We start from the raw sequence: 25,794 nt of genomic DNA, 5'->3' as shown, positions 1-25,794 counted from the left end.
CTTATGAATTGAAAGGAAGTAGAGGTTTAACCCCGTAATCCACATATTTACTTTATAATTAAAATAAAAAAACGTCACATATAATATTTTTTGCCATAAAAATTATTACATTTACAAACTCGGGATGATTGTTCTTTTTTCTTCTTTCCAGTTTTTATTATTTTGCATACTGTTTATAGCAAAATCTAAGGCGTTTTTTTGTTTAACAGGCATTAGTTCTACCATAACATTAGCGAACCAAGCCTTGCCTTCATCAGTTAGTAAAAATTCATCCTGCGTTTCATATATCATGTTTTTTTCTCTCAAAGATTTTAATTTTATGTAGAAATATTCTTCTAAGTTGTATTTTTCCAAATGAGATTTCTCAATTCGCATTTTTTTAGGGAAAAAGACGAGTCCTCTTTCGTAAGCATGATATTCCATTGCTTGAGCAACTGGAAATGAACCCTTGGATACTAAGCCTATATAATCATCTACATTATCTACATTGCCGTAAGACAGACCTTTAACAGTCGAGTATCCTCCCACTCCAAGGGCAAGAAATTCATCTTCATAACCCCCATATATGGTCTCACTAAACTTAAACCTCTTATATTTTGCATCATTTTTTGTAAATGTATATACATAGTTTTGAAAATATCCACTAGAATTTAATCGATCATACACTAGCTTGTTATAATTAATCTTTTCAATTGGTACAGGAGGTTTTTCGTATTTACTATTATTTATACTATTCAAAAATTTCTTTGATGTCGCCAAATATTCTAATGGGTAGACATCAATACTTGACGTATTCAATGAAATTGATTTTTCTATGTCCTCTAATAACTCTTCATGGGTTTGCCCTGGAAGATGATAAAGCAAGTCCATGTTACAAGCATTGAAGTAATTCATCATAAGATCCCTTGTGTGTTGTACTTGATCTTCAGTCCACTGAAGATTGAACATCTTTTTATACTTCTCATTAAATGTTTGAACACCAAAACTGCCCCTATTTACTCCTATTTCGGACATTGCTTTAATTTTATCTTCAGTAGTAGTCAGTGCTGCGCATTCAAATGTCCACTCGTAATCTTCTGCTAACTCAAAGTTGGATGTAATTGCATCTCCGAGACGTCTTATTTGATCTGGTTGAAGAACAGATGGTGTTCCTCCACCGATATAAACTGCATCAATAACCCTAGACTTCATTTTAGGAGTAGATGACAACATTCTTATTTCCTTGATTAAAGCATCGAGATATGGCTCTAGATTATTAATATAGTTTGTAGTCTTTATAAAAGGGCAAAAAGTGCAAATAGTATCACAGAACGGTATATGTAAATATAAACTTGTAAGACCTTTGTTCTTTTCATTTTTATTTAGATATTCTTTTGCTAATGCTTGAGCAGAAGCTCCATTTGATTTCTCTAGATTACCCACTACCGGATAAAAAAAGTTCCACAATGCTGGTATCTCTTTAAATGGGATTTCTTTTATACCTAAACTCATTCTTTCACCTCATAAAAAATAATTCCCTGTCAGAGGGAATTATGTATAGCTTCAACTTCCCTCTGACAGGAAGTCTATCATCTTAATAATATTAACACTAGTCTGATTATCAGTAATCAACAAAAATTACAAGTACATTTTTTACCAACCTCATGACTTGGTAAAAAAAGAATAAGCGTACTCAAGTTCTTTATTAAACAGCTATCCACTCATTCTTTACAGAAATCCACTCATTACTCATTTATTACACACCTCGCTTTCATGTAATCTTTCGATGATGAATCAAATTAAATTAAACAGCTATCCACTCGTTCTTTACAGAAATCCACTCATTACTCATTTATTGCACACCTCGCTTTCAATCAGAATTTGATATATGTACGAAGTAATTAAATATCAAATTCTATTCTTATTACTTCGATTTGTATCATATATTATTATATTAAAATTTATATGTCAATACATACTTGTTAATACAAATTTTTTTACTTAGAAAGTATATAAAAACCTATATATACGTAATATTTAGTTCATTTGCATCGTCTAAATTAAATTGCACCATTACTGGCTGTCGATTATTCGCCATGTCCTATGCCTCCCGTGCTTCAGCTTGTTGTGTATCCTTAATGATCTCCTTTGCAATTCTGACTGCTTCCTTCGCTTGATAGTCAGAGCACTTAGCCAACTCCATAACATCTCTTCTAGATGTGAAATCATTAGTCTCTTCTTGTAATCTAAATACCGCAGATACCGCCAATCTCATATGGGGTACGACCACCAAAAGCAGATTCAACCGCCACATCTGAAAATATTTCCATATAAGGAACAGATCTAGCACCTAATACAAGCGACAGAGTAGCTATCTACAGACCACTAAAGCTTAGTGATAGAGTAACTGCTGTAAACCGCAAAGTAGAATACATCGCTTGATGTAATTGGAAAAAACAAACCACTTCACCTTACTAAAGACATACTATATGTGGTGTTTTACTAATTTCCAGTTTACGTTTCATATCTAGGTATATGGTCAAAACCCTTATATATCAAGGTATTAAATCGTTTTCATAGTATCTTCTTATTCTTCAACTCTCTCAAAAATGCTTCTTGGATGTTGACCGCTTGCTTAATCATCTATTGCTACCTCCTGAAGAGTCGAATCCTTACTCGCAATCAAATTCAAACGAGCTTACTATATTTTCGCGTATCGTTTCCTCTAGCTTTTGGATCATCAAACCATCCTCCAATAAGCTGAATAAAGAACATCTCAAAAGAGATAACAATTCCTTTATAAGATGTGCAATATAAACAGTATATGCAAAGCATACAGAGACCGTTCCCCAATAAAAAAACAGAGAAAAAGAACTAAAATATTGTAACTAAAACCCGAAAAAATTAGAAAGCAGTCCAATTATATTTGTTTATAGTGACATACAATGGACAGGGAACATATGTTTTTATTTATTCTTATAATGACAGACCGTGGACACCTAAGTAATTCTTTTTTTTAAGCGTATAACAGTTGTTCTAGGTATTCCTGTGATATTAGATAACTGCGAATTTGAAGCGTTTGGGTTTTCCACTATCGCCATTCTCAACACATCTAACTTATCATCAACTTTAGCTTTACGCACTTTCTCATACTCTTGCCTAGGCTTCACACCTTCTTCACGCCGCTTTTCCCTCACAAGCTCTGTGTTACGATCACGTCTAATATCTTGATCTATCAGTACTCGCATTTGCTGGCCTTCATCACTCGTCATTTCCAGCTTTCTAACAATAGTAGACGCCTTCTCAGGCTTGATCAGATCACTTTTAAGCCCACGCATAGTATATTCATTCTCACTAAACGCCTTCAGAAACGCCAATGCATCTTTGCAAGCAGACTTTGCAACCTCTATTACTTCCTTTATCAGCAGTGATTCTGTGAACTTCTCATTTATCTGTCTAGCGAAAACGATTGTGCTGGCTTGCTCTTTCACTATGAGTGCCACCGTAAAGCAGTAGGTGTAGAGGTATGTATTGCGATAGCCGACCATCTGACCGTTACGTAGGGTCACCAACAGCTCAAGATCATCTTTCTTCTTCGTATTCAAGCTGTAGAGGTTAACAATACCCTTTGGTGGTGGTAACGTGACGATTTCGCGTTTAATCTTCCGCCTCGATTTTCGTGTTTCCTCGACTGGTGTACAGTAGCTATATAAGGTAGGTAATGCGTACTCTATGTTGTTCCAGATGTCCACAGTAGCCTTGACCTGGTTCTTTTGGTTAATCGTATTTGGGAACCTTAGCACTCGTGTTGGATCAGTCGTCTGTGTATCCGCTCCTAAAAAGCCTAGCTTCATGGTGTACTGTGCAGTAATGTATCTCGACATCCAGACCATTTGCGGTGATGCTCCGCCTTCTATACCGTAAATTAATTGAAGCCCACGGCCACTACCTATGACCAAGTTTGGCTCTGGCAATATCCGATCTAGCACCAAGGCTTGTACCTCGTCAGTTGCTTCTGCAAGTGTTGCACCCATTTTGTAGATATCGAGATCCAGACCTATGTTGCGGATCTGTTTTAAAGCGGTCTCCTTTCGGCTGCCATACTTAAATGCGTTCAAGCTGAGATACATATCACTCTCATGTTTACTCTCTGCGTGTGTGAGCATCTTCTGTATGTCATTTAGCCCCCAGTAACGCTGAAAACCACCGGGCATCTCTAAAGTAGCCACGAAACCCGTTTTCTTCCGCTCCGACAGATAGCAGTCGTGCCACAACTCAAGTTCAAGCTGTTTTGCTTGCACTAATGTAGACATTTTTTCCTTCTCCCTGACCTCCAGGGCGTCGCTCGGTTCTGTTCACCATTATTCTATCTATTTTCCGATATTTCCCCTGTTGACCGTATTCCGAGAAATAGATACAATAATAGTGTAAATTCAATCGAACATTTCTGGCTGTAACTGTTGGTAGCAGTTGCAACCTTCGAGCGACCTGCCCTACAGGTCGTTTTTTATTTTATCCGTTGTATTTTATTTTCTGATTTATTTTTCTGAAAGATTGTTTACTAGCTTCAATTCTACCAGAAGCCACCTATTCCGACAACAAATTTGCTATATTCGTAGCCATCACAAAAAAGGACGCAACAATGTGCGTCCTTTTTTCATAGATATTTATTGTGTGAATACTAGTTATACAAAGGTACAAAACCTTTATAATAACACTCCCATGTATTTCCACTAAAACTCGTTTTACAATAGACACGATCTATCTTTCCAGCATAGGCGGCTCCACCAGCATTAATAGATTCGTAATAATTTATTTGGCTTGGTGTGTTTTGCCATGAAGGGTATTTGATTTTCGAATACTCAACAGTTTGAGATGCATATTTTCCTTGAGCAGCAGAAGCATCCGAATAACTGGCAAATAGACCGAATGAAAACATGAAAACCGCCATTGTAACTAATGCAAACTTTTTCATTTTAATCACTCCAATTGTGAAATTTTCAATCACTATTTATATTAATTAAAAAATATAAAGTTTAGTGTGATTTTGGTCACAGTAGGAAGATAAAATTTTAACACAAAAAAGGACGCCTTTGTGCGTCCCGACACAGTTTGCTACTACAAACTACAATTTATCTTTTCCAAAAATTTAACCAGAATAATAGCAACCCCAGCTTGAACCAGCATCAAAGCAGTACTCTTTATACAAAATTTTTCCGCCATAATTTATCATTGATGGTACTCCATGGATCCAAGGCCAAGCAGATTTAGACCAATATCTTATTGTACGTGTAAAATTAGGATTTACGGTTTCTGTAACTGAAGAACTAGTAATTTGCGATGCATTAGAAGCGGTAGCAGCGTCGACTTGATTACTCATAGGTATAACCAAACCAAAAATTAAGACAGAAGCAAAAAGAGATGTCACAACTTTCTTCATGAGTAATACCTCCTAATTTATCATAGATTCCTAATTCAAATTCATTATACATTAAATTCCAATGATTAAATAGTGAAAATGCAAATTTTTTTGTTTTTTGAGAAAATTGATTATATAATATATTTGTTCCACATTTACAATCAAAAAATCAGGAGGCGTTATTTATGAAAAGAACCGTTATTTTCATGTTTACACTTTCTTTAGTTTTTGGTTTATTCGTTCCAGTAACTCAAGCTAATGCCGTTTCAAACGGCGAAAATGTAGTGTTAGATAGAATTCACACTCAAGAATCCACTTACATTTATAAAACACAAACTGTACCACAAACAAAATGGTTTAGTAAATATTATAATGGCGGTTACTATGGTGGAACATTATGGTTGGACGGATGTATAGACTATGATTTTTCAATATGGAAATGCTATTATAGTGGGTACTTATCTAGAATTTCAAAATAAAATAATTTCAATAAAAAACAATTAGGAAGTTTCTATAAGTCCTAATTGTTTTTTTCTATTCAACAACTACACTTCTTTTGCTTCAGCTCGTTGTGTATCCTCAATGATCTCCTTTGCAATTCTGATTGCTTCCTTCGCTTGATAGTCAGAGCACCTAGCCAACTCCATAACATCTCTTCTAGATGGGAAATCATTATTCTCTTCTTGTAATCTAAACACCGCAGAAACCGCCAATCTCATCTCATCTTTCTTTCTACTTTTCTCCAGCTTATTTTCGATTTGTCCGCGTAGTTTTTTGTCTTTTAGAAAGATCACGTTCTTACGCTTAGTACTTCGTTTTTTGGTGATAGGTTTAATTTTATTTTGGTTGTTATCGTCATTACTATCACCAATATTTTGCGTAGTTATATTTGTCGTTTGGTAGTCATTAGCCTTATCTATTTCATCACTATTTTTGGTGTTAAGCGGTGTAATTTCATTGGCGATAGATTCATCATTATTGGTCGTTATTTTAGTTTCATTGTAGTCATTTTCTTCTTCTATTTCAGTTGGCTGATTACTGGTATATTTTCTTTCTTCATCAGCAATAGAAGCAACAATATCTTCATTTTTTTCATTGTTATTTTGGACGTTATCATTGGTGATTAACTGACGTTTATTTTTGAATTGATGGGCCAATAGACCCTTACTAATTAGTAACAAAATTGGTGTTCCGACCCCTATCGCCAAGCCGAAAATATTGTCAGCCATTCCCATTACATTAGATACTTCAACAAACAAAAATCCCATCAAAAATCCTAGCCATGGTGCCCAGCCAGACCTCCAATTTCCCTTTCTAAAATCATTTGCCAGTATGATTGATGAGAAGATAAAAATAAGCTCCCAGACAACCATTGCCACCCATTCTAAACCATTTGTAGCACCAGCTTGTCGAAGCAATTGAAGTGAGTGAGACGCAGAAAATATGATTGTACCTGCCAAAATTACGATATTAACAAGCACCAAAGAGAACCTACCAAGGAAGCTGAAAAGTGCACCAAAAAGCGGTTTGAAATCATAGCAGAATTCTATAATAGTATTAATACAACGTACAATGAAATTAGGTTGTCTTACATTTTTTATTGTATCGTTTAACATCTATATTCCTCCATTATTTTTTATTTGTTATGTATAATCTTTGTTTATTTGGTGCTTTATAATCAGTTGTTTATATTCTTTTACATGTTATTATATATGATTATTTGATCAATACAACACTAACTACAAAAGTTGCTAGCAACTTTTGTATGATAAATATAATTAAATAGCTAAGTTGCTAGCAACTTTTATAATAATGTTTAAATGTTGATAAAAAAGTAACAGAGAATGTTCGTAACACTGATTCTATAAAGCTTTATTTAATAGCTATTCTCTATGTGATAGACTTGGATTGTAAAATACTTGTAAAGGGTGGTGTAAATGGGGAAAGTAACTGCGATACTACAAAACAAAGGTGGTGTAGGGAAAACTACGGTATCTTGTAACTTAGGTGCTGCATATGCTAAACGTTTTCCTGATAGGAAAGTTTTGATAATTGATGCTGACCCTCAAGGTAACCAAGCACTTAGCTTTGGGATTCAGCCAAATGAACTAGAGAATGCTTTGTATGATGTCCTGGTTAATGATCTCCCTGTAAAGGATGCAATAGTTCCAATCAAGTACTGTTCTAACCTCTACCTGCTTCCTGCTAACGACGATATGAACTATTACGAATTGGACACACTTCCAGGCATGGCAGATGTCCGAGAGTATTTACTGACGCTTAGAAAGGCAATAGAGCCCGTTTTAGACGATTTTGACCGTATCATCATTGACAGCCCACCAGAGTTAAAAATTATTGCTGCATCGATTATGATGGTAGCTGACGAAATCTACATACCATTTGAGCCGGACGCTTACAACGCACAAGGACTAATACAGCTACTTGAAAAAATTGAGGTATACAAAGAGCAGTATGATACATCTCCAGAAGTAAAAGGGATCATTCCAATGAAGGTAAAGAAAAAAACCCTTTTACATCGCGGTGTTTTGACTCAAGTTGATGCGTTTTGTAACTTAAAAGGAATCAAGGTTATGAATACCAAAATCCCTGACTCCATCCGATATCCAGAATTCATCGCATCTGCTCGAATGCCAATTGTACTAGCCGATCCGAACGGTGATCATGCCAAATACTACTTTAAATTGCTCGATGAGGTGTTACAGAATGGGTAGAAAATCAAAAGAAATAAAACCGCTATTTCCAGAAGATAAAAAGGAAGAAATAACAGAGGAACAACCAGTAATAGAGGAAAATACAGAAACTATAGAAGAAAAGCCAAAAATAGTCCCACAACAAGATGATAAAATGGCTCCTTCTATAGAAAAAGAAGCAGCCATTAAACCGAGTTATGCAAAGTATAAGAAAAAGCCCAAATATGAAACTCATGTACCACATAACGTCCGTATCCCCAAAGAACTACGCAAGGAGATAGAACAGATCGGTAAAGCATTGAAAGTACCACTATCGAAGAATTCCGGTTTCTTTCAAGATTTCACTATCGATGCTCTCCAGGCACATGTTGATAAAGTGAAATCGGATTTAGGAATCAAATAACAAACATTAGTTCTATTCTCTCGTACTGGGTCAATTAAATCAACCCAAGGAGGCTCCCCTATGCACACAGGCGAAGTCTGGCTCGGACGCACCGGAACACCCTATGCAGGCGTGAGTGCTACAATAGACGATGTTACAACTCGCAATGTGGTTTTGTCGTATGATCGTGTTGTTGATGTGAACGGTGTGCAGACCATTGGCGAGGTCATGACGCAAAAGAAGTTCGAGCGAATGTTTGAGCAGATTGTGTACGAGCAAGGGGAGCTGTTTTAGAAAGACAAATCTAAGGAGTTACCTTTATGACAGACTTACTAGAAAAATTTATAGGACCCTATGATCTATTTTATGTCTTCAATATACTATTAATCTTATATCCTATTTTTGCTTTAATTACAGGCTTATTATCCCAATTAATAGCCCGTAAAATTTGGCTAGGTCCGTTAATAACTACAGTATGGGCTATATTAATAAACGTAATTGTTTCTTTTTTTCCTACATCATTTGACTATTTGCCTATATTCGTTGATATTCCTATTTGGGGAATTCTAGTCTATGCTACATTATCGTACATTAGCGCATGTCTTGTATACTATGTTCAAGTTAGATACAAAAAATAGTCAGTCATAATTCAGGGTGCTATTGATAGCACCCGTTTTTGTTAGTGGTTATTGACCTATGTAATACTACTTCTCATGTTAAATAATGTATACAAATTAATATTTATAGTTTATACTGAATAATTATAGTAAATAATACACTAGGAGTAGTGATAAAAATGAAAAAACTATTACTCGTAAGCTCAATCGCCTTTGCTATGCTTTTATCCAATGGAACTAGTGGAGTTGTTGATGCTACAACATCTTCAGAATCTACGTTGTTGGCAGGATGTATATCTGGACTTCAACATACTTGTATGTTAGATGCTGTATAATAGGTGAATACAGAATAAACAGATCGTATAATACATTATTGTGGAAACAAACCTACCATGCTTTGAATATTGGTAGGTTTGTTTAGTTATGTATATAGATTTGGTCACGTCTCTTGGTTGTTCGTCGAATGCGATGAGGATTTCTCTTACCGACTACTGGGCAGATCATGCAGACTACACCATACAAAAAATCTATGTTTGATCAGATTCCGGATGAGCAAGGGGAACTAGCAAAAGAGGGTGCCACTACAACACCCTCTTTTGCTAGTTTCCTAACGACTGTTCAGCCATTGCAACTGCATGCTTTGTAATCTCGCCATCTATAGAGCCATTTGCGCTTGCTGTACCTGCTACTACAAGCTGGTTAGAGCGGGGATGATTATCGAATAATTTAAATTTTATGATTTAATTAATGACATGATATATAAGATAATATACACCAGTGGTGTGGATTAACCCAAATTAGATTATAAACATTTTTCCATATTATGACTAATCGACACTATTTACTATACACATTAATAGGAATATTTCATATTTATTTATATATTGGTATATCCCACTGGTATCCGACATCTGAAAAAAATTCCAGATAGATATCAGCTAACTTGTTTGCCTGCTTACTAGCCCAAGCGATGTCTGTTGCATATTGATGTGTACCTGGATTCAGTGGGTTCCAGCGCATTTTATACAATGTATCTTGACCTGCATGTATATAATTAAATCCAATGTACTCTGCTCCCCCTAGTATAGCTTTGTAAACGGAATCCCATCCCTGTTCTTTTGCATATATTGCACCATTTAATTCAGTCCATGCCTTTATCCCGTACATGTTGTAGTATCCTTCATAACCTTCAACTACACCTCTTGCTAGTCTACTACTACCATTTCCCGTTTCTAAACTAGAGTGAACTGCTAAATATATAGGATCTACATGATAAACCATTCCTGCAACCAAAAAAATCATGCCAGCTTCTTCAAGCACACCTTTACCAACTAAAAATTCATTCAAATGCTCTATAGATATATCTGGAATACTACTTAATTTTATATGTTGCATGACCTGATTTCCTTCCAATGAAAGCGCCGGATCACAAAACTCTAATATATCTGTGGATGTCGCAGGTACCCAAGCACCAGACTCATATTTAACAGGATTAACACCTTCCTGTATAGACACGGTTTCTTCAAGTGTATTCAATGCTTGAGTTAATACAATACTTTTTATCTTACCTGAAAAAGCATCTTGAACGCTAAGCTTCACGATATCTTCCTCCTTCTGATCATTTGAATGGTCTTTGAAATCGATAAATGTATCGCTTATTCCAATAACAGCACCTACATCACTGTCAACCATGTCCAGGGTCTATAACTACTTTCAATGTTTGATAACCCATTCTATTTTCATTTATATTAGTATTATATTAATAAACGATTCTAATAGTTACTATTAATATAAATTGATTATAATTAAAAATTTTAAATCACACATAAAAAAGCCCCTAGCATACTAGAAGGCTTTGCCGGATATAATGGAACTGACGTGACCCGTCGCCTGCTACTTAGCAGACATATGTTTCAATTCGTACCAACGGATCAAGACTGGGACCAGCACAGGCGCCCAGTCTTTCAACTCGTGGTATAAGTACGAAAGAACATGCAGCATGATATCACCTACTCGGAAAAGGTTTCTGCTGCTGTTGCCACGTTGAGATAGATTAGGCTAGGCATATATGCTTGGGTCACGTCCCCTTGTAATTCGTCGCGTACAATGGGGATTCCTCTAACCGACTACTGGGCAGATCATGCAGACTACACCATACAAAAAATCTATGTTTGAGCAAGTTCGGTATAAGCAGGGGGAGTTGTTTTAGAGGGGGCTATGATAGCACCCGTTTTTGTTAGTGGTTATTGACCTATGTAATACTACTTCTCATGTTAAATAATGTATACAAATTAATATTTATAGTTTATACTGAATAATTATAGTAAATAATACACTAGGAGTAGTGATAAAAATGAAAAAACTATTACTCGTAAGCTCAATCGCCTTTGCTATGCTTTTATCCAATGGAACTAGTGGAGTTGTTGATGCTACAACATCTTCAGAATCTACGTTGTTGGCAGGATGTATATCTGGACTCCAACATACTTGTATGTTAGATGCTGTATAATAGGTGAATATAGAATAAATAGATCGTATAATACATTATTGTGGAAACAAACCTACCATGCTTTGAATATTGGTAGGTTTGTTTAGTTATGTATGTAGGTTGGGTCACGTCTCTTGGTTATGCGTCGAATGCGATGGGGATTCCTCTAGGTAACCGGTTCTACGTCGTGTTTTCCGCCAACTGGATCAATCATTATTTTGCTGATTTAATTTTATGTGTAAATTACAATATCATTAAACTTTTCTAATTTAGTAGTTCTGTCAATTAGATACTTGTTCACTCTAGGTGGTTTTAACCTATCTCTACTAGTATATTCAAATTTATCACTTTTGAGATATTCTCTTGTTAATTCTAAATCAAAGTATTCCATATTAACCTCCTAAAATTCTTCCATACAACTACATCAAAGAACCCCACCGTTTGGCAGGGTTACAACATCTTGCTAGAGCTTTCGGTTCATGCTTCGTGAGAACACCATTTACTTCTTATTACATATCAGTTTTATCCCAACCACATTTTCCATCCAATCGATCAAACACCTTGATATGACTGGGTTTAACGCTACTTTCCTTATCACACCCTGAATTACAGTAATAGATTGGGATAAAACACACAAATCCCTTGATGTTACTATCATTATGAGATATCCTAGTAATCAAGAATCCAGTGTTTATCGGGGTTGAACATTAACATGGGATGTATTTAAACATGTGTACCACTGAACGATTAAAGGCATAAGGAGAGTTGAACATTAACATGAGATGTATTTAAACAGGTTCGGAGCAAGTAAAATTGCGCTTTGCCCCTCGGTTGAACATTAACATGAGATGTATTTAAACTGGTTCCGATAGAAAGCCGTATTGAAAAGTACCGTAGTTGAACATTAACATGAGATGTATTTAAACTTGAATTCTTCTCGGACTACTTTTTTTAACTGATTTGTTGAACATTAACATGGGATGTATTTAAACCGATGTAATCCTTCATGAAGCGACCGGCACCGCCGAGTTGAACATTAACATGAGATGTATTTAAACTATTTACCTGCTGGGCCTTTTACCCAAGAATCTTTCGTTGAACATTAACATGAGATGTATTTAAACATGTACTTTTGATCTCCTGTAGGACCAAGATAGATTGTTGAACATTAACATGAGATGTATTTAAACATGTACTTTTGATCTCCTGTAGGACCAAGATAGATTGTTGAACATTAACATAGGATGTATTTAAACTCTATTAGCCGGCAAATATTCATTTCTCGTTCTTGGTTGAACATTAACATAGGATGTATTTAAACAGTTGGCTACCCAGTGCATATGTGCGTGATGACTTTCGTTGAACATTAACATAGGATGTATTTAAACCCGATTGTGGCAAGGACATTGTCAAGCATGAGAATGGTTGAACATTAACATAGGATGTATTTAAACTTTTTAGATATGGCAGTCTCAAATGAAAAGAAGTTCGTTGAACATTAACATGAGATGTATTTAAACTCCCATGACTTGATTTGCAAGGGTTCCATCTTTGGTTGAACATTAACATAGGATGTATTTAAACCCAAAAAGCGCACGACAAAAAAACGAAATAATAAACGTTGAACATTAACATAGGATGTATTTAAGCTGGGAAAGTAACAACCCGATCCTCACTGATGCAGTGGGGATTTTCTATACCAAAAAACCCCACCGTTTGGCAGGGTTACAATATCCTGCTAAAGCTTTCGGTTCATGCTTCGTGAGAACACCATTTACTTCTTACTACATATCAGTTTTATCCCAACCACATTTTCCATCCAATCGATCAAATACCTTGATATGAATGGGTTTAACGCTACTTTCCTTATCATACCCTGAATTACAGTAATAGATTGGGATAAAACCCACAAATCCCTTGATGTTACTATCGTTATGAGATATCCTAGTAATCAAGAATCTAGTGTTTATCGGGGTTGAACATTAACATGGGATGTATTTAAACGTAATCGTCTTAACCACTTTGTATTCGAAAGTCTCAAGTTGAACATTAACATGAGATGTATTTAAACTCATTTTTCGTATCTCGATTTCCGCACGCTGCTCGTTGAACATTAACATGAGATGTATTTAAACTTTCTTGTAACTCTTTAAGTGTAAACATTTAAAACGTTGAACATTAACATTAGATGTATTTAAACCCGTAGAAGTCGGTTCCGTTTTCGGTGTCAATGACCGCCTTGTTGAACATTAACATGAGATGTATTTAAACACAGATTGGAGATAACGATTGGGCGGAAAACATCGCGTTGAACATTAACATGAGATGTATTTAAACATTACCTGGCGTTGTCCAGCTCGGTTTATGATGATTGTTGAACATTAACATAGGATGTATTTAAACAAGTAGCCGCCGCACTTATCTGTCACGAAAAAGCGCGTTGAACATTAACATTAGATGTATTTAAACCTCATTTTGTAAAACGTTTTGATGTAGCTAGAGGTGGTTGAACATTAACATGGGATGTATTTAAACAAGTAGTCAAAATGTTTCTGGTTTATGCGATACCCTGTTGAACATTAACATGAGATGTATTTAAACAGAGCAACCGCGTACTGCTCGTAAGCATAGGCATTAGTTGAACATTAACATGAGATGTATTTAAACTTGTTGTCTAACATCCCGTTTCTAAGTGTTTGTAAAGTTGAACATTAACATGAGATGTATTTAAGCTGGGAAAGTAACAACCCGATCCTCACTGATGCAGTGGGGATTTTCTATACCAAAAAACCCCACTGTTTGGCAGGGTTACAACATCTTGCTATAGCTTTCGGTTCATGCTTCGTGAGAACACCACTTACTTCTTATTACATATCAGTTTTATCCCAACCACACTTTCCATCCAATCGATCGAGTCCCTTGATATGACTGGGTTTAACGCTACTTTCCTTATCACACCCTGAATTACAGTAATAGATTGGGATAAAACACATAAATCCCTTGATGTTACTATCGTTATGAGATATCCTAGTAATCAAGAATCCAGTGTTTATCGGGGTTGAACATTAACATGGGATGTATTTAAACATGGTGTCACTTTCTAGGAAATCGATAAACTTGGATGTTGAACATTAACATGGGATGTATTTAAACTTCGAGTAGTAGATGATATAGTTGCAAAATTGAAGAGTTGAACATTAACATGAGATGTATTTAAGCAGCGAAAGCAACAACCCGATCCTCACTGATGCAGTGGGGATTTTCTATAACAAAAAACCCCACCGTTTGGCAGGGTTAGCAACATTCGATAGCTAAAGTTGCTCCATCTGTTGGATTAGATGGTGGTATTACATCACCAGTATTAGAGCCCCATAGAATAACGAATATAATTGATAATGTTAGAAAATTTTTCATATTGCCATCTCCTCTTTATCACAGATAGTTTTAAATAAATTCAAGTACTTAAACTTCTCTTCCTTATTGTCATCAAAACAATCACATAGTTTTGAGCAGATAACTTTCTGTTTCTTTGTTAAATTTTGTTCTACCGCTAAATCAAAAGCCTTTATATAGTGACCTCTTGCTACAAGAATATCAAATTCGTGGAAAAAGTCACCTAAACCTGTAAGTAAATCCACATAATTTACACCACTATATTTTTGTGATTCACATAATTTTATTCCTTTTTCAAATTGTTCTTTAGCGTTTTCAAACTCTGATTGATTCAAGTAGAAGTTACCAAACCGATTATGTGCAAGAGAAACAGACTCAATCTTCTTATCAATCAATTTATCTTCAACAGTTAAAGATTGAAGGTAGTATGTTTTAGCTGTGTCGTTTTTGCCTTGTTCCGCGTGAATATCCGCCAATAATACATATAATTCCATATGTCTATGAAGCAAATGGTTGTCTTTCGCTAATGTTATACCTTTTTTTATTTCTGTGATCGCATCTTCATATTCCTTATCTTTGATGAAAAACTTGGCTCTATACTGATATTTATAACTCTTTACTAGCGGACTATCTAACCCTTTACAAATAACTTCTAGTTCATCCATCGTATCTCTTGCTTCAAATAGTAAACCTTTAGCCTCAAGCAATTCTAGTCTGTTCATTAGCATTAGTCCATAGCTTTTTTGGTGTTCCCCGTTCTTTTCGAAGTTAGCAATTGCAATTTCGTTTTGTTTTATTGCTTCATCTAAATTGTTTTCAAAAAATGAAATGACACTTAGAATGTGATGAGCACAACTATAGATATTTAAATATCCATTCGTTTCTTGGTATTGCTCAGCGTATTTTACAGCACTCGTCAGAAGTTTTTTTGCTGCATTTCTGTCTTTTTTCTCATCATACATACATATTTTAGCATTCTGGTAACAGATCCAATCATAAAATTCACTTGCATATATCGAGTCTAATTTCTTTTTTGCTCTATCAAGTTCTCTATGCTCTATTTGTTCATCTATCATCCAAAGTTCTTCTTCAGAAATACTTGCAATTATCTCTTTTTTCATTTTTTGAATATCAAGTTCATATTTATTAGCTACATAGTCTAGCAGTTCCTCTCTTACAGTTTCATCCCCCACTTCAATTCTATGAAGCGTAGTTTTTTTTATCACACTATCAACAACATCGTCTAAAATCCAACCTCGGTCTTTTCTAGTTTTTTTAAAAATTTGACCAAAAACCTTACGCTGACCGATTGTGATCACTTTTATCAACACCCTTCTAATTTTTTTTGATATTTATTCAAAGAATACAAATTTAGTTCAATGAATAAATGTGTTTTTTGATAATTTACATATAGTTTTTTTAAATGAAGTTCGTTTTTCGCTCCTTTTTATTCATTGAATAAACCCTTTTGTTCAATGAATAAGTTAATTAGAGGTGGTTTGTGTGTGAAATTTTGTATTGTTATATTTATGCAATTAATTTAAAATGTTAATCATAGAAAGTAAATACATTAGCGTGATGAATTTTCTCAAGAATGAGAATGAAATATATTTAAATCCAAATAGAAGATTACTTTAATAAAAAACGAGAACAAGAGTTCTCATTTTTGTGATACAATAATGCTCTGAGGTGATATCATGTACTTACGTAAAACCAAAGAATGTAATATTCTACTGTTGAAAAATAAGATGAACATAGTTGCTAAAACACTAGATACTAATGAAACAACACTTGATGAGCTTTATAACCAAGTGATACAACAAGACCCCTACATGCAAGAGTGGGTAAATTCTCACTCAGAATCCTTTTTGTCTGATCGCTTTAAAAACTTATCAAAAAACTGAATGAAGAACTCAGCATCTTCTTCAGTTATTGGCTTACCTTTGAAGGTAGGTGTGGTGTTGTTAAGTATGTAGTCTAAATCTGGATTACTTGATTTAATACCTTTTTCAAGTTCATTTACGCGTTCTTCTTTCCGTTTTAAATGGACAATCTTTTCATCTATAGTCTCTCTGATGTCGGTTCTACCCATGAGATAATCTATAGATGTATCAAAGAAACCAGCTAACACAACTAAGTTTTCCCGACTCGGTTTTTTCTTTCCTTGCTCATAGTCATTTATCGTTTGTTTGCTGACATTAAGCTGATTCGATAATTCTACTTGGCTCCATCCTCTTTCTTGTCTCAATTCTCTTAATCTATCGAAACGGAATTCCATAATTTTCACCATCCATAAGTGTCTATAAGTACATACTAACCTATAGGATGGTCACATGTGAATATTTTTATGAAAAAAATCAGCCTAGGGCTTTATATACAACTACAAGTTGACTATAATTATAATATAGTCAACTTAATAAAGAAAGGGGTGATACCATGAAAGTTACACGTGTAGAATTAAGGACAAAGCGCAAACAACTTGGACTATCCCAAAAAAAGCTTGCAAAAAAGCTGGGCGTTACAGTTCAGCATGTATCAGATATTGAATGGGGCATAAAATCACCTTCACTCGAACTCGCTTTAAAAATAGCAAGAACACTAGACAATACAGTGGAATTTTTTTTCGGCAAACAGTCAGCCTAGAGATGTTAGTGAAGAGAAAAAAGTTAACCAGTTGTTATTCTTACAACAAAAAAACACCCTCGCGAGAGAGTGTCTAGGTCATTCTGCTTTCTTTAACTTCCGCACATCCGTTTCTAGTTTAATAGAACGGACGCTAAGCGTATCCATGACAGCTTTATGATCAACGAGCTGTGCTTCGTGAACGTCTATACGGTGTTCAAGTTCACTATCGTTGTTGTGATCAATACGTTTAAGCACGCGGATAACATCGTCTTGAACGTCCTGACCAAGTAAGTTTACTTTTTGATCGAGTTTGTTGATGTCGGCTTTAACATCTTGCATATCGATTTTCAGTTCTTTGACATCGGTTTTCAGTTCTTTGACATCGGTTTTCAGTTCTTTCAACTCATTGAGAATCTGTTGAAGAAGGTTGTCGCTCATGGGGGTCACTCCTATTCCGCTTTCTTAAGTTCGCTCAAATCAGCATCATGAGCAAGTGTGCGTATGGCAATAGTTCCGAGTGCCTTTTCTTGCATCTTTTGGCTTCGCTCTATGGAATCTACATTACCTTTAATCGTTGAAACATCGGATTCCAGATTGGAAAGACGAGTGTCCATCTTATCTAAGCGACTATCAATTGAATCAAGTCTGGCATTAGTCGTTTGTTGTCCTTCAAGAATTGCGCTCAATAAAGCTGTTATTTCATTGTTGTCGCTCATGGGGTTCACTCCTTTATCTTTTCGATGAACTCGTTAAGTGAACTGAGTTGATCGGGGTTCAGACTTTCAGCTAATGCGATTAGTCGAATTAATTCAGGGTTATCAGTCGAAGTTGATTCAGGATTAAAGAATTGCTTTATAGATATCCCAGTCACTTCACAGATTTTATTTAAAGTCGACATTGAAGGCGTGATCTTATTATTTTCGATTCTACTCAGATTCTCCCGTGAGATATCAAGCATCATAGCGAATTGTTCTTGAGTAGATTTTTGACTTTTCCTAAGTTCAGAAATACGTTTACCAAAATCAAACATGTTAATTCCTCCTGTGATTTTCAAAATCACCTAAAACTATTGTACAGAGGATACACAGAAAAATCTGTGATAAAAAATATCACAATATGGTTGACATGTGATGTTTAATATCACATAATATAACTAGAAGGAGGTAACACAGTGTACCGCACAAACATTAGAAGCCTAAGAAAATCAAGGCATCTATCACAAGAAGCACTGGCTGAAAGATGTGATGTAACTAGAGAAACGATTAACAGAATTGAAAATGGAAAATATGAACCATCTTTCAAACTGTTACAAAGATTTGCGTCGGAACTAGGCATCACATTAGAAGATTTGTTTCGTGAACAATCGGCTTGAGTACCTCACTATTGAAGGGAGGTGAACAAAAAATGGTGATCGCAATCGGAAAAGTTACGCGTGGCGCAATTACATTTCGCAAGGCACTAATTTCCCAAGAAATGTTAAACGCCCACCGGCGCAACGGTGAGCGTAAAAGTAAAAAATCTCGAAAAGACATTTTGAGTCAGTATACCACGAAAGGAGATGAGATTCAATGCACCCACAAGCCTGTCATCACCAGTTAGGCGAAATCTGGTTCAAATATCGCAAGGGTTTCTATTCAGAGAAGGAATTTTTACGCGACATCAAAACTCCATTGGATGAGAACGTAGACTATCTAATCCTGAGCGGTCAACTGAATCAGATAGCCGATCTTGCAACAAGTATCGGTGATGGAGACTGGGAGAACGACGCAGGACTAAGGCTTGACGCATTGCATTTCAACTCAGGAGGCGGTATTGAATGAATAGTCATTTACAATTAGTCGCACAAGAAGAACAACAAACAAGCAACTATGTACCCACTCTTAGCATGACATCTGGAGAAGCTAAAAACCTCATCCAAGAGCTAGACCACTTAAAGCAAGATGCACTACGTAAAGGCATTGATTACGATAAAATCCCATCAACACCAAAACCTACACTTTTAAAGCCTGGTGCAGAACGACTTCTACAATGCTTTGGATTTGGTCACAAAGTTAGCGAAGTACGACACATAGAGGATTGGGAAAAAGGGTTCTTCCACTACGTATACAAGGTCACAATTGTTAAAACCTATCCAACATATGAGCTGACAGTTGCAGAATGCGAAGGATCATGCAATAGCAAGGAGAGCAAATACGCTTACCGTTGGGTAAAGAAATGGGAAGTCGAGAGAATGGGTTTAAACATCAATGAACTTCAAAAGAAAAAAGATAAGTATCGTATCAATAACGATGATATATACAGCCAAGTCAACACATTGCAAAAGATGGCTATCAAGCGAGCGTTGGTGGGAGCAACTCTCCAAGCAACCGGCACAAGCGAATTCTTCACGCAAGATGTCGAGGATATGCCACAGTTCCAACAACAGCGCGAACAACCTACACCACAGCAACAACAACAGAATTTCCAAAGCACACTAGAAGACAAATTGAAGCGCGGACGAAGTGCTATAGCTATAGAGGCAGAGACTAACAAAAAGTTGACCAAAGAGGAACGCAAAGCCATCCTCAAGGCTGAGATACATAAAGACAGCCTAACGGACTTGGATATACATGAATTAAAGACAATCTATGAATATTTCAATAAACATACTAGCGAGGAATTGAAAGAAATCGCAAAAGCTCACATGGCACAGCCGGAACCAGCACCAGTCATTGACGCTGATTACACGGATGTAACAGAACAAAAAGCAGACTCACATGCACCCATCACGGATGCCGAATTAGAAGACATTTTCGCGCCATCCCAAGGCGGTGAGATGTGATGACCCTCAACATTCCGATCCAATGGAAGCGAGCTACAACGGTTACGGGGATACGCAAGCGAGATTGTGCAGAGATACGAGGGCGCACAGGTCACATACTCTTGCTGGAGGGTGAACGTAGCGGTGAGTTCTTGTGCGGAGCTAGGATACGAAACCAGTTAGCACACGAGCTACTGAACGTGAACACGAGGACGGACGAGGCACGGGTAGTCACATGTCAACGATGCATCAAGAGAGCACAACAAAATAAATGGGCGGTCTAGTACCGCCTCCCTTGGCGAGCTATGGTCGGATGTTTGTGACGGACAAGTGCGGAGCTTTTTTTGAGTCAGATTTGAAATACAAAAGCGGACTACATGTAGTCGAATAAACAGAATCGGGGCGGGGTTCCGCCCTTTCATATACAGGGGGCGGAGAGTTTGGAAGGATGGGTTAAATTACATCGCAAGATTTTACAAAGCGATATGTACAGAACATTAAATAGCAAGCAAAGAGACGTTTTAATGACTATCTTACTCATGGCTAATCACAAGGAAAATCAATGGGAATATAAAGGAGAAATTCACACAGCAAAGCCTGGTCAATTTGTCACATCAGTGAAGAGCATTAAGGAAAATTGCGCTAAAGATGTAACCGAGCAAAACATAAAAACTACTCTAAAGAAATTAGAAACATGGGGATTTTTAACCAACAAATCAACCAAGACTGGACGCCTTATAACTGTAGTAAATTGGGGGCTTTATCAAGATACATCAAAAGAAACTAACCAAGATATTAACCAAGACCTAACCGAGAACCAACCGACATCTAACCAAGAACTAACCACTAACAAGAATGTAAAGAATGAACAAGAATGTAAACAACAACAACCGAGGGAGCCGAAACCAAAATTAATTGAGCAAAAAGATGTCGTAGCTGTTCAAGATCAATTTGAAAAAATATTCAACTTAAACATAACACCTAAGAGTGCAGTCAATCTAATTAATCTTTCAAACAAACATGAAAAAACAATAGAAGATGCAATTGAGGAAACCCAGACCTATTACAAACAGTCTGGAAAGCCAAAAGAAAACCCTTATGGGGCTGTTTGGTACGCAATAACAACAGGGTGGAACATCAATTCTAATGTAATCCCGATTGAATCTGGACGTTATAACTTACCTTCTGAAGAAGACATTCGCAAACAAGATGAATTAGAAGCTGAAATGCTAGCGCTGATGGAACAAAGACAGAAAAAACGAAAGGGTGTGGCAAATGTCTAATAATGCTTTTGATAGCAGCCTAGAAGAAGAAATCATTGGTTCCATGATCTTTGATCCCGAATGTATCTCAGACGTGGTAGACATTATCAAGCCGAGTCATTTTTATCACCAACAGTATCAAAAGCTATGTGAGAAAATATTTAATCTCTGGCAAGAAGATCAAACACTAGTCAACATTATCCATATGGCTCACTTTCTAACAGAAATCGGCATTGGCATTGATAAAATAACGAAAATCGTTAATTCTGTTGCATCTACAGTAACTATTCGTCATCATTCACAACGACTAAAGACACTTTGGTCTCTACGGGAAGCAATGAAAGTGGGACACACATTAACACAGTCTGGAAATCTAAAAGGTACGGATGAAATCAAAGAAGTTATTGGACAATCAGAAGCAGCCTTATCTAAAATCACAGACACCACTACAACTACAGATACAATGGCAACTATGATGGATGCGCTGATGGATTTTGGGGATAAATTCGAGGAGTTATACCATAAAGGAGAAGGTGTTGTTGGTGTCGCTTCAGGATTTAAAAGCCTGGATTTGAAAACAACCGGCTTTAAAAGTGGAGATTTAATTGTTGTTGGTGGACGTCCATCAATGGGAAAAACAGCTTTTGCACTACAACTTGCAAGAAATGTAAGTATAGAGCAGGATCAAACTGTTCTATTCTTTTCACTAGAAATGAACAAGGAATCACTAGTAAGACGAATGGTAGCTGCGGAAGCGTCTATCAATATCCAGAAAATGAACTCAGGGCTTCTCCAACCTGATGAGTATATGAGATATACCGAGGCTATGGGAGCGTTAGGAAAAGCACAATTGGTTATGGATGAACAAGCCGGACTGTCTGTACTTGAGATGAAATCTAAGGCTAGAAGAGTAAAGAGGGAACGTGGGTTGTCCTGTATCATCATTGATTATTTGCAATACGTGAAAGGTTCAGGCAGATCACAACGTCATTTAGAAGTAGGTGAAATCACACGCCAACTCAAGAACATGGCAAAAGAATTTGATATACCTGTTATAGTGCTAGCTCAACTAAGCAGGAAGGTTGAACAACGAGATGATAAGCGCCCAATGATGAGTGACTTGCGCGAAAGTGGCGACATTGAACAAGATGCGGATTTAATTATGTTCCTTTACCGTGACGAGTACTACAAACCTGATACTGAACAAAAAAACACGGTTGAAGTTGTTATTGGGAAACAAAGAAATGGACCTACTGGCATTGTGAAACTTGGATTCATCAAGGAAACTAACCGTTTTTTTGATTGGGATACAGCAAAAGAAAGGGTGGCACAACATGCATAATCAATGGCACGTATATAACTGACTCAAACAGACATACATGGCATCAGGTAAGATGCCAGCTATAACCGACGCACGGGACGCATTCCCAGACACAGACTATGGCGAAGTCATGGAAGGTTTCGCAGAGTTTAGAAGCACGATCCAGTGAGGGGCGTGAATAATGAAACCCATCATAACAGTAAAAAAAGATTTTAAACTTTTCACCTACGAATGGTTAGAAGATAACGCTTTTAAAGCTCACACAAACCCACCACCAGTGATTGGCGATGTACTCGAACATGAAAATAAGAGTTGGCTCATCATTGGAGTCGAACAAATTGAAGTAGATGGTTACGGCGGTGATTTAATCGTATGGTATACGTTGCAAGATCCTCAAAAGGAAATACCTAGGTCAACGTCAGCCACACTAGACAGATCACACATAGCTGAATTGTCATTGACATTAAGAGCTAAGTTATCACACGGGTTCTATACTTACTCGGACTACAAGCAAGCGGTTTTAGACTACCGCCCAGGTCGATTCTTTTACGTGCAAGACATACCATTCAAGTGTCTAGAGTACTCAGGGATCCAAATGAAAGGAAAAAACATTCTGATTGATCTACTGGCAAAACGTGTTCAGCCAGTTTCACATAAAGAAGGTAAGGCAAAGCTTCTCCACGCACGTAAAACGAAATTGCAACTTGAGGTGATCAGATGAAGCATTCTGGGAAGAAGGAGACGAAGGTGAAAAAAAAAGACGGTTTACGTGTGTAGTAGATGTGATAAAACGATTGTTACCGTATATGTGAAAATCGAAGTGGCAATATGCGGATGTGGTCACAAGATGAAGCCGAAGGAACAGGGAACGCTGAATCTAAAGGAGACGGGGTGAAATGATAGAATTACCATGATTTAATACTTAAATAAGATTAGAGGTCAGTGATATGGATAGAGGGAAGTTCATTGATGAATTAGATAATGAACAGTCAAAAAAAATTAAAGAGTGGCTTGAGGAACACATTTTTCCAGAAGATTATTTAGAAAACTACTTAGAGGACGATCACTTTGATACGGAAAAAGTTCTTTATCATACAAAATTAAGAACAGGCTACGTATTTGTGGATTCTATCGTCCACAACCCAAACACTGCAAAATTTTCACCTAAGGATCTAAATGACACCATTCTCAAAGCATGTAGACAATTGAATCTAAATGAGGGTTGTCACTACTTTAATGTCAACATTCATTGTGGAATAGCTAGAATTGCTGAAGTAGTGGGTAACTATAGCTTAAAGCGTTGTGGAGATGATCCCCTATTTCCTTTGTATTGGCTACTGACTGAAAATCCCCCCGATCAAGGTGGTACAGGCTATACAGGGCTACTGGGCTTAAATAAAAACTGGATGTTAACATTTGAATTTGACAGTGAAATTACCTTTAGAATTCACGGAACATCTGAGTTCTGTGAATTAGTTTCTAAACAGCTTCAAGAAATCAATTAATAACAGGAGGGGTCAGGATGGGAGCAGCAACCAATAAACCAGACTATAGGAAACAGGTCGAAGCCATGTTGAAAGCATATCCATGGGTAAAACAGACGATACAAGAATCCAACGAGGAGCTGTACCCGTCCTGTGTACCGATTTATGAAGAGATGTTCGGGCATGGAGAAAAGGAGTACGCTTCTAGTACAGAAAAATATGGGATAAAGCGGGCAAAAAAGTATGAACGGATTAAAGAGTTGGAAGATGCATTGAAAACTCTCAACTTTCACGAACGCATGGTGATTACGGAAACATATTTCAAAAACAATGACAATCAGACTGCTATTACCATTAGTGAACAACTTGGTCTAGCTGAACGAACATACTTCAGAATAAAGAAAGAAGCAATTCTGAAAATAGCTGGAACACTAGAGTTAATACAATGAATTTGTTATATTTGTAAAGCATTTCATTTTTAAATAGTAAGGTGAGTTGTATGGAAAACAAAAAAAGAGGTATTTTACTTACAATCGTACTATGGTTGATGATGATTTCTTATTCTATAGGCCTATTCGTGTTCATCACATTACTTATTATGAATGAACCTTTGCCTCTAGAGTTCCATTCTAAGTACGCAGAATTGATCTTTTATTGGGTGTCGCCTATTATAGTAATTTTCAGTTTAATCGTTTCCATTGGTATGTATTGTTGGAAACGATGGGCAGTGTATGCATACTTCACTATTCAATTTATTGGACTTATAATAGCACTGTCTCTATATTTCATGCATGATGCATTGCCTAACTTTGGTGACCTAATAGGTGCAATCATTATTTTTTTCTTAATCAAAAGAAAGTGGCAATACTTCGAGTAAAATATTTTGGCAGTTTTGGCAGTAATGGCAGGATTTACGATTTTTAGGGTGCTATTATGCTAGTATGGAGCTTCTGGATGAGTCTCTAAATATACGATCAGTGCTTATTTACATCAATAGCCCATATTAGTACGTACGTAACAAAAATAACTAATCAATATGACTCCTACAGTGTGACCTATTCAACTGTAATTCCATCAGCAACGGTCAGTTACCCAGGAGGTGCTTTTTCTATTAATCCTGGTAAAATCACTTGGTAATTCACGTTCTTGAAGGACATTATTTTTTGTATTAGAATAAGTGAATCTACCGTTAGGAGTGATTATTTTGCATCTCATCACCGTTATCAATGGTGGAAAGTTGAGTATCACAGGTACTCTAGTATTAATAATCTCCATCGTTCTTCTTATTTTTATAACACGTAGTATTGTTAGAT

29 protein-coding genes, 1 pseudogene and 2 CRISPR repeat arrays are annotated in these 25,794 nt (G+C 36.4%); of the genes and pseudogenes, 17 read left to right on the top strand and 13 right to left on the bottom strand.

The genetic code is table 11. The annotated features are described in order from the left end of the window. Window positions 1-111 precede the first annotated feature (111 nt). The 5 genes from IC619_RS15445 to IC619_RS15425 all read right to left on the bottom strand — a co-directional run bounded on the left by IC619_RS15445 (window position 112) and on the right by IC619_RS15425 (window position 5,419). A complete protein-coding gene (locus tag IC619_RS15445) occupies window positions 112-1,491 on the bottom strand; it encodes a coproporphyrinogen-III oxidase family protein (RefSeq protein ID WP_191141188.1) in 1,380 nt (459 codons plus the stop codon). Window positions 1,492-2,080: 589 nt separating this feature from the next. Then, window positions 2,081-2,254 (bottom strand): hypothetical protein, encoded by a 174-nt coding sequence (locus IC619_RS15440; protein ID WP_191141189.1) that lies wholly within the window; start codon window positions 2,252-2,254, stop codon window positions 2,081-2,083. A gap of 724 nt (window positions 2,255-2,978) precedes the next feature. After that, a complete protein-coding gene (locus tag IC619_RS15435; protein WP_213260957.1) occupies window positions 2,979-4,292 on the bottom strand; it encodes an AsnC family protein in 1,314 nt (437 codons plus the stop codon). 368 nt (window positions 4,293-4,660) lie between these two features. Then, window positions 4,661-4,954, bottom strand: coding sequence for a hypothetical protein (locus IC619_RS15430; RefSeq protein WP_191141204.1), 294 nt, complete (start codon window positions 4,952-4,954; stop codon window positions 4,661-4,663). 174 nt (window positions 4,955-5,128) lie between these two features. Then, window positions 5,129-5,419 carry a hypothetical protein gene (locus tag IC619_RS15425; protein ID WP_191141203.1) on the bottom strand — a complete coding sequence of 97 codons (291 nt, stop codon included), beginning with the start codon at window positions 5,417-5,419 and terminating at the stop codon, window positions 5,129-5,131. Window positions 5,420-5,583: 164 nt separating this feature from the next. On the opposite strand from IC619_RS15425, the gene IC619_RS15420 reads away from it, so the two are divergent. Then, window positions 5,584-5,877, top strand: coding sequence for a hypothetical protein (locus IC619_RS15420; RefSeq protein WP_191141202.1), 294 nt, complete (start codon window positions 5,584-5,586; stop codon window positions 5,875-5,877). A gap of 66 nt (window positions 5,878-5,943) precedes the next feature. Here the strand turns inward: IC619_RS15420 and IC619_RS15415 are convergent, their stop codons facing one another. Continuing rightward, complete coding sequence (locus IC619_RS15415; RefSeq protein WP_191141201.1) at window positions 5,944-7,014, bottom strand: sulfite exporter TauE/SafE family protein; 1,071 nt, start codon at window positions 7,012-7,014, stop codon at window positions 5,944-5,946. A 321-nt stretch (window positions 7,015-7,335) separates the two neighbouring features. Here IC619_RS15415 and IC619_RS15410 point away from each other — a divergent pair, with 321 nt between their 5' ends. From IC619_RS15410 to IC619_RS15395, 4 genes are all read left to right on the top strand, one after another. Next, window positions 7,336-8,130 carry a ParA family protein gene (locus IC619_RS15410; protein WP_191141200.1) on the top strand — a complete coding sequence of 265 codons (795 nt, stop codon included), beginning with the start codon at window positions 7,336-7,338 and terminating at the stop codon, window positions 8,128-8,130. Further along, the gene (locus IC619_RS15405; protein ID WP_191141199.1) at window positions 8,123-8,512 is read left to right on the top strand and encodes a hypothetical protein; all 390 of its coding nucleotides are present in this window, start codon (window positions 8,123-8,125) and stop codon (window positions 8,510-8,512) included. Before IC619_RS15410 ends, IC619_RS15405 begins: the two co-directional genes overlap by 8 nt. 60 nt (window positions 8,513-8,572) lie before the next feature. Continuing rightward, entirely contained in the window at window positions 8,573-8,785 is a 213-nt protein-coding gene (locus IC619_RS15400; RefSeq protein ID WP_191141198.1) for a hypothetical protein, read from the top strand. A 502-nt stretch (window positions 8,786-9,287) separates the two neighbouring features. Further along, entirely contained in the window at window positions 9,288-9,443 is a 156-nt protein-coding gene (locus IC619_RS15395; protein ID WP_213260955.1) for a hypothetical protein, read from the top strand. A 264-nt stretch (window positions 9,444-9,707) separates the two neighbouring features. Here the strand turns inward: IC619_RS15395 and IC619_RS16915 are convergent. From IC619_RS16915 to IC619_RS15375, 4 genes and pseudogenes are all read right to left on the bottom strand, one after another. Next, window positions 9,708-9,788: pseudogene (locus IC619_RS16915) on the bottom strand (alpha/beta-type small acid-soluble spore protein); the annotation flags it as partial. Between the two features lie 193 nt (window positions 9,789-9,981). After that, on the bottom strand, window positions 9,982-10,707 hold the full coding sequence (locus IC619_RS17250) for a glucosaminidase domain-containing protein (RefSeq protein WP_191141217.1): 726 nt from the start codon (window positions 10,705-10,707) through the stop codon (window positions 9,982-9,984). A 1,588-nt stretch (window positions 10,708-12,295) separates the two neighbouring features. Continuing rightward, a CRISPR array of direct repeats spans window positions 12,296-13,246; the repeat unit is 30 nt; unit sequence GTTGAACATTAACATGAGATGTATTTAAAC. 323 nt (window positions 13,247-13,569) lie between these two features. Further along, a CRISPR array of direct repeats spans window positions 13,570-14,329; the repeat unit is 30 nt; unit sequence GTTGAACATTAACATGAGATGTATTTAAAC. Window positions 14,330-15,006: 677 nt separating this feature from the next. After that, window positions 15,007-16,308, bottom strand: a complete 1,302-nt coding sequence (locus IC619_RS17245) for a tetratricopeptide repeat protein (RefSeq protein WP_191141064.1) — start codon at window positions 16,306-16,308, stop codon at window positions 15,007-15,009. Window positions 16,309-16,841: 533 nt separating this feature from the next. Next, complete coding sequence (locus IC619_RS15375) at window positions 16,842-17,267, bottom strand: helix-turn-helix domain-containing protein (RefSeq protein WP_191141063.1); 426 nt, start codon at window positions 17,265-17,267, stop codon at window positions 16,842-16,844. A gap of 158 nt (window positions 17,268-17,425) precedes the next feature. Here IC619_RS15375 and IC619_RS15370 point away from each other — a divergent pair, with 158 nt between their 5' ends. After that, window positions 17,426-17,632: a helix-turn-helix transcriptional regulator gene (locus tag IC619_RS15370; protein WP_191141062.1), complete on the top strand. Its 207-nt coding sequence runs from the start codon at window positions 17,426-17,428 to the stop codon at window positions 17,630-17,632. Between the two features lie 78 nt (window positions 17,633-17,710). Here the strand turns inward: IC619_RS15370 and IC619_RS15365 are convergent, their stop codons facing one another. From IC619_RS15365 to IC619_RS15355, 3 genes are read right to left on the bottom strand one after another with little or no spacing between them, the layout of a single operon-like run. Beyond that, the gene (locus IC619_RS15365) at window positions 17,711-18,052 is read right to left on the bottom strand and encodes a hypothetical protein (RefSeq protein WP_191141061.1); all 342 of its coding nucleotides are present in this window, start codon (window positions 18,050-18,052) and stop codon (window positions 17,711-17,713) included. 11 nt (window positions 18,053-18,063) lie between these two features. Then, window positions 18,064-18,330: a hypothetical protein gene (locus tag IC619_RS15360; protein ID WP_191141060.1), complete on the bottom strand. Its 267-nt coding sequence runs from the start codon at window positions 18,328-18,330 to the stop codon at window positions 18,064-18,066. Between the two features lie 5 nt (window positions 18,331-18,335). Continuing rightward, on the bottom strand, window positions 18,336-18,644 hold the full coding sequence (locus IC619_RS15355; RefSeq protein ID WP_191141059.1) for a helix-turn-helix domain-containing protein: 309 nt from the start codon (window positions 18,642-18,644) through the stop codon (window positions 18,336-18,338). Between the two features lie 141 nt (window positions 18,645-18,785). On the opposite strand from IC619_RS15355, the gene IC619_RS15350 reads away from it, so the two are divergent. The 11 genes from IC619_RS15350 to IC619_RS15305 all read left to right on the top strand — a co-directional run bounded on the left by IC619_RS15350 (window position 18,786) and on the right by IC619_RS15305 (window position 25,358). Further along, window positions 18,786-18,986: a helix-turn-helix domain-containing protein gene (locus IC619_RS15350; RefSeq protein ID WP_191141058.1), complete on the top strand. Its 201-nt coding sequence runs from the start codon at window positions 18,786-18,788 to the stop codon at window positions 18,984-18,986. Window positions 18,987-19,018: 32 nt separating this feature from the next. Then, on the top strand, window positions 19,019-19,213 hold the full coding sequence (locus IC619_RS15345; RefSeq protein WP_191141057.1) for a hypothetical protein: 195 nt from the start codon (window positions 19,019-19,021) through the stop codon (window positions 19,211-19,213). Next, window positions 19,183-19,434: a DUF7667 family protein gene (locus tag IC619_RS15340; protein ID WP_191141056.1), complete on the top strand. Its 252-nt coding sequence runs from the start codon at window positions 19,183-19,185 to the stop codon at window positions 19,432-19,434. Before IC619_RS15345 ends, IC619_RS15340 begins: the two co-directional genes overlap by 31 nt. Continuing rightward, the gene (locus tag IC619_RS15335; RefSeq protein ID WP_191141055.1) at window positions 19,431-20,435 is read left to right on the top strand and encodes a hypothetical protein; all 1,005 of its coding nucleotides are present in this window, start codon (window positions 19,431-19,433) and stop codon (window positions 20,433-20,435) included. Before IC619_RS15340 ends, IC619_RS15335 begins: the two co-directional genes overlap by 4 nt. Then, entirely contained in the window at window positions 20,435-20,698 is a 264-nt protein-coding gene (locus tag IC619_RS17475) for a hypothetical protein (RefSeq protein WP_488212620.1), read from the top strand. The genes IC619_RS15335 and IC619_RS17475 overlap by 1 nt, the downstream gene beginning before the upstream one ends. Window positions 20,699-20,854: 156 nt before the next feature. After that, window positions 20,855-21,697: a hypothetical protein gene (locus IC619_RS15330; RefSeq protein ID WP_191141054.1), complete on the top strand. Its 843-nt coding sequence runs from the start codon at window positions 20,855-20,857 to the stop codon at window positions 21,695-21,697. Beyond that, on the top strand, window positions 21,690-23,018 hold the full coding sequence (gene dnaB / locus IC619_RS15325; protein WP_191141053.1) for a replicative DNA helicase: 1,329 nt from the start codon (window positions 21,690-21,692) through the stop codon (window positions 23,016-23,018). Before IC619_RS15330 ends, dnaB begins: the two co-directional genes overlap by 8 nt. 160 nt (window positions 23,019-23,178) lie before the next feature. Then, on the top strand, window positions 23,179-23,718 hold the full coding sequence (locus IC619_RS15320; RefSeq protein ID WP_191141052.1) for a hypothetical protein: 540 nt from the start codon (window positions 23,179-23,181) through the stop codon (window positions 23,716-23,718). A gap of 226 nt (window positions 23,719-23,944) precedes the next feature. Continuing rightward, window positions 23,945-24,502, top strand: a complete 558-nt coding sequence (locus IC619_RS15315; RefSeq protein WP_191141051.1) for a hypothetical protein — start codon at window positions 23,945-23,947, stop codon at window positions 24,500-24,502. 17 nt (window positions 24,503-24,519) lie between these two features. Next, a complete protein-coding gene (locus IC619_RS15310; protein ID WP_191141050.1) occupies window positions 24,520-24,930 on the top strand; it encodes an ArpU family phage packaging/lysis transcriptional regulator in 411 nt (136 codons plus the stop codon). A 50-nt stretch (window positions 24,931-24,980) separates the two neighbouring features. Beyond that, complete coding sequence (locus tag IC619_RS15305; protein ID WP_191141049.1) at window positions 24,981-25,358, top strand: hypothetical protein; 378 nt, start codon at window positions 24,981-24,983, stop codon at window positions 25,356-25,358. Window positions 25,359-25,794 lie beyond the last annotated feature (436 nt).

Origin of the sequence: Polycladospora coralii (assembly GCF_014773435.2) — a bacterium.
Classification (GTDB): Bacteria; Bacillota; Bacilli; order Thermoactinomycetales; family Thermoactinomycetaceae; genus Polycladospora; species Polycladospora coralii.
This window is presented reverse-complemented; position numbering and strand designations above follow the sequence as displayed.

What these genes read in the sequence shown, in the direction of transcription:
- IC619_RS15445 (WP_191141188.1), bottom strand. Translation starts at nt 1,491, where the DNA reads ATGAGTTTAGGTATAAAAGAAATCCCATTTAAAGAGATACCAGCATTG.
- IC619_RS15440 (WP_191141189.1), bottom strand. Translation starts at nt 2,254, where the DNA reads ATGAGATTGGCGGTATCTGCGGTATTTAGATTACAAGAAGAGACTAAT.
- IC619_RS15435 (WP_213260957.1), bottom strand. Translation starts at nt 4,292, where the DNA reads ATGTCTACATTAGTGCAAGCAAAACAGCTTGAACTTGAGTTGTGGCAC.
- IC619_RS15430 (WP_191141204.1), bottom strand. Translation starts at nt 4,954, where the DNA reads ATGAAAAAGTTTGCATTAGTTACAATGGCGGTTTTCATGTTTTCATTC.
- IC619_RS15425 (WP_191141203.1), bottom strand. Translation starts at nt 5,419, where the DNA reads ATGAAGAAAGTTGTGACATCTCTTTTTGCTTCTGTCTTAATTTTTGGT.
- IC619_RS15420 (WP_191141202.1), top strand. Translation starts at nt 5,584, where the DNA reads ATGAAAAGAACCGTTATTTTCATGTTTACACTTTCTTTAGTTTTTGGT.
- IC619_RS15415 (WP_191141201.1), bottom strand. Translation starts at nt 7,014, where the DNA reads ATGTTAAACGATACAATAAAAAATGTAAGACAACCTAATTTCATTGTA.
- IC619_RS15410 (WP_191141200.1), top strand. Translation starts at nt 7,336, where the DNA reads ATGGGGAAAGTAACTGCGATACTACAAAACAAAGGTGGTGTAGGGAAA.
- IC619_RS15405 (WP_191141199.1), top strand. Translation starts at nt 8,123, where the DNA reads ATGGGTAGAAAATCAAAAGAAATAAAACCGCTATTTCCAGAAGATAAA.
- IC619_RS15400 (WP_191141198.1), top strand. Translation starts at nt 8,573, where the DNA reads ATGCACACAGGCGAAGTCTGGCTCGGACGCACCGGAACACCCTATGCA.
- IC619_RS15395 (WP_213260955.1), top strand. Translation starts at nt 9,288, where the DNA reads ATGAAAAAACTATTACTCGTAAGCTCAATCGCCTTTGCTATGCTTTTA.
- IC619_RS15375 (WP_191141063.1), bottom strand. Translation starts at nt 17,267, where the DNA reads ATGGAATTCCGTTTCGATAGATTAAGAGAATTGAGACAAGAAAGAGGA.
- IC619_RS15370 (WP_191141062.1), top strand. Translation starts at nt 17,426, where the DNA reads ATGAAAGTTACACGTGTAGAATTAAGGACAAAGCGCAAACAACTTGGA.
- IC619_RS15365 (WP_191141061.1), bottom strand. Translation starts at nt 18,052, where the DNA reads ATGAGCGACAACCTTCTTCAACAGATTCTCAATGAGTTGAAAGAACTG.
- IC619_RS15360 (WP_191141060.1), bottom strand. Translation starts at nt 18,330, where the DNA reads ATGAGCGACAACAATGAAATAACAGCTTTATTGAGCGCAATTCTTGAA.
- IC619_RS15355 (WP_191141059.1), bottom strand. Translation starts at nt 18,644, where the DNA reads ATGTTTGATTTTGGTAAACGTATTTCTGAACTTAGGAAAAGTCAAAAA.
- IC619_RS15345 (WP_191141057.1), top strand. Translation starts at nt 19,019, where the DNA reads ATGGTGATCGCAATCGGAAAAGTTACGCGTGGCGCAATTACATTTCGC.
- IC619_RS15340 (WP_191141056.1), top strand. Translation starts at nt 19,183, where the DNA reads ATGCACCCACAAGCCTGTCATCACCAGTTAGGCGAAATCTGGTTCAAA.
- IC619_RS15335 (WP_191141055.1), top strand. Translation starts at nt 19,431, where the DNA reads ATGAATAGTCATTTACAATTAGTCGCACAAGAAGAACAACAAACAAGC.
- IC619_RS17475 (WP_488212620.1), top strand. Translation starts at nt 20,435, where the DNA reads ATGACCCTCAACATTCCGATCCAATGGAAGCGAGCTACAACGGTTACG.
- dnaB (WP_191141053.1), top strand. Translation starts at nt 21,690, where the DNA reads ATGTCTAATAATGCTTTTGATAGCAGCCTAGAAGAAGAAATCATTGGT.
- IC619_RS15320 (WP_191141052.1), top strand. Translation starts at nt 23,179, where the DNA reads ATGAAACCCATCATAACAGTAAAAAAAGATTTTAAACTTTTCACCTAC.
- IC619_RS15315 (WP_191141051.1), top strand. Translation starts at nt 23,945, where the DNA reads ATGGATAGAGGGAAGTTCATTGATGAATTAGATAATGAACAGTCAAAA.
- IC619_RS15310 (WP_191141050.1), top strand. Translation starts at nt 24,520, where the DNA reads ATGGGAGCAGCAACCAATAAACCAGACTATAGGAAACAGGTCGAAGCC.
- IC619_RS15305 (WP_191141049.1), top strand. Translation starts at nt 24,981, where the DNA reads ATGGAAAACAAAAAAAGAGGTATTTTACTTACAATCGTACTATGGTTG.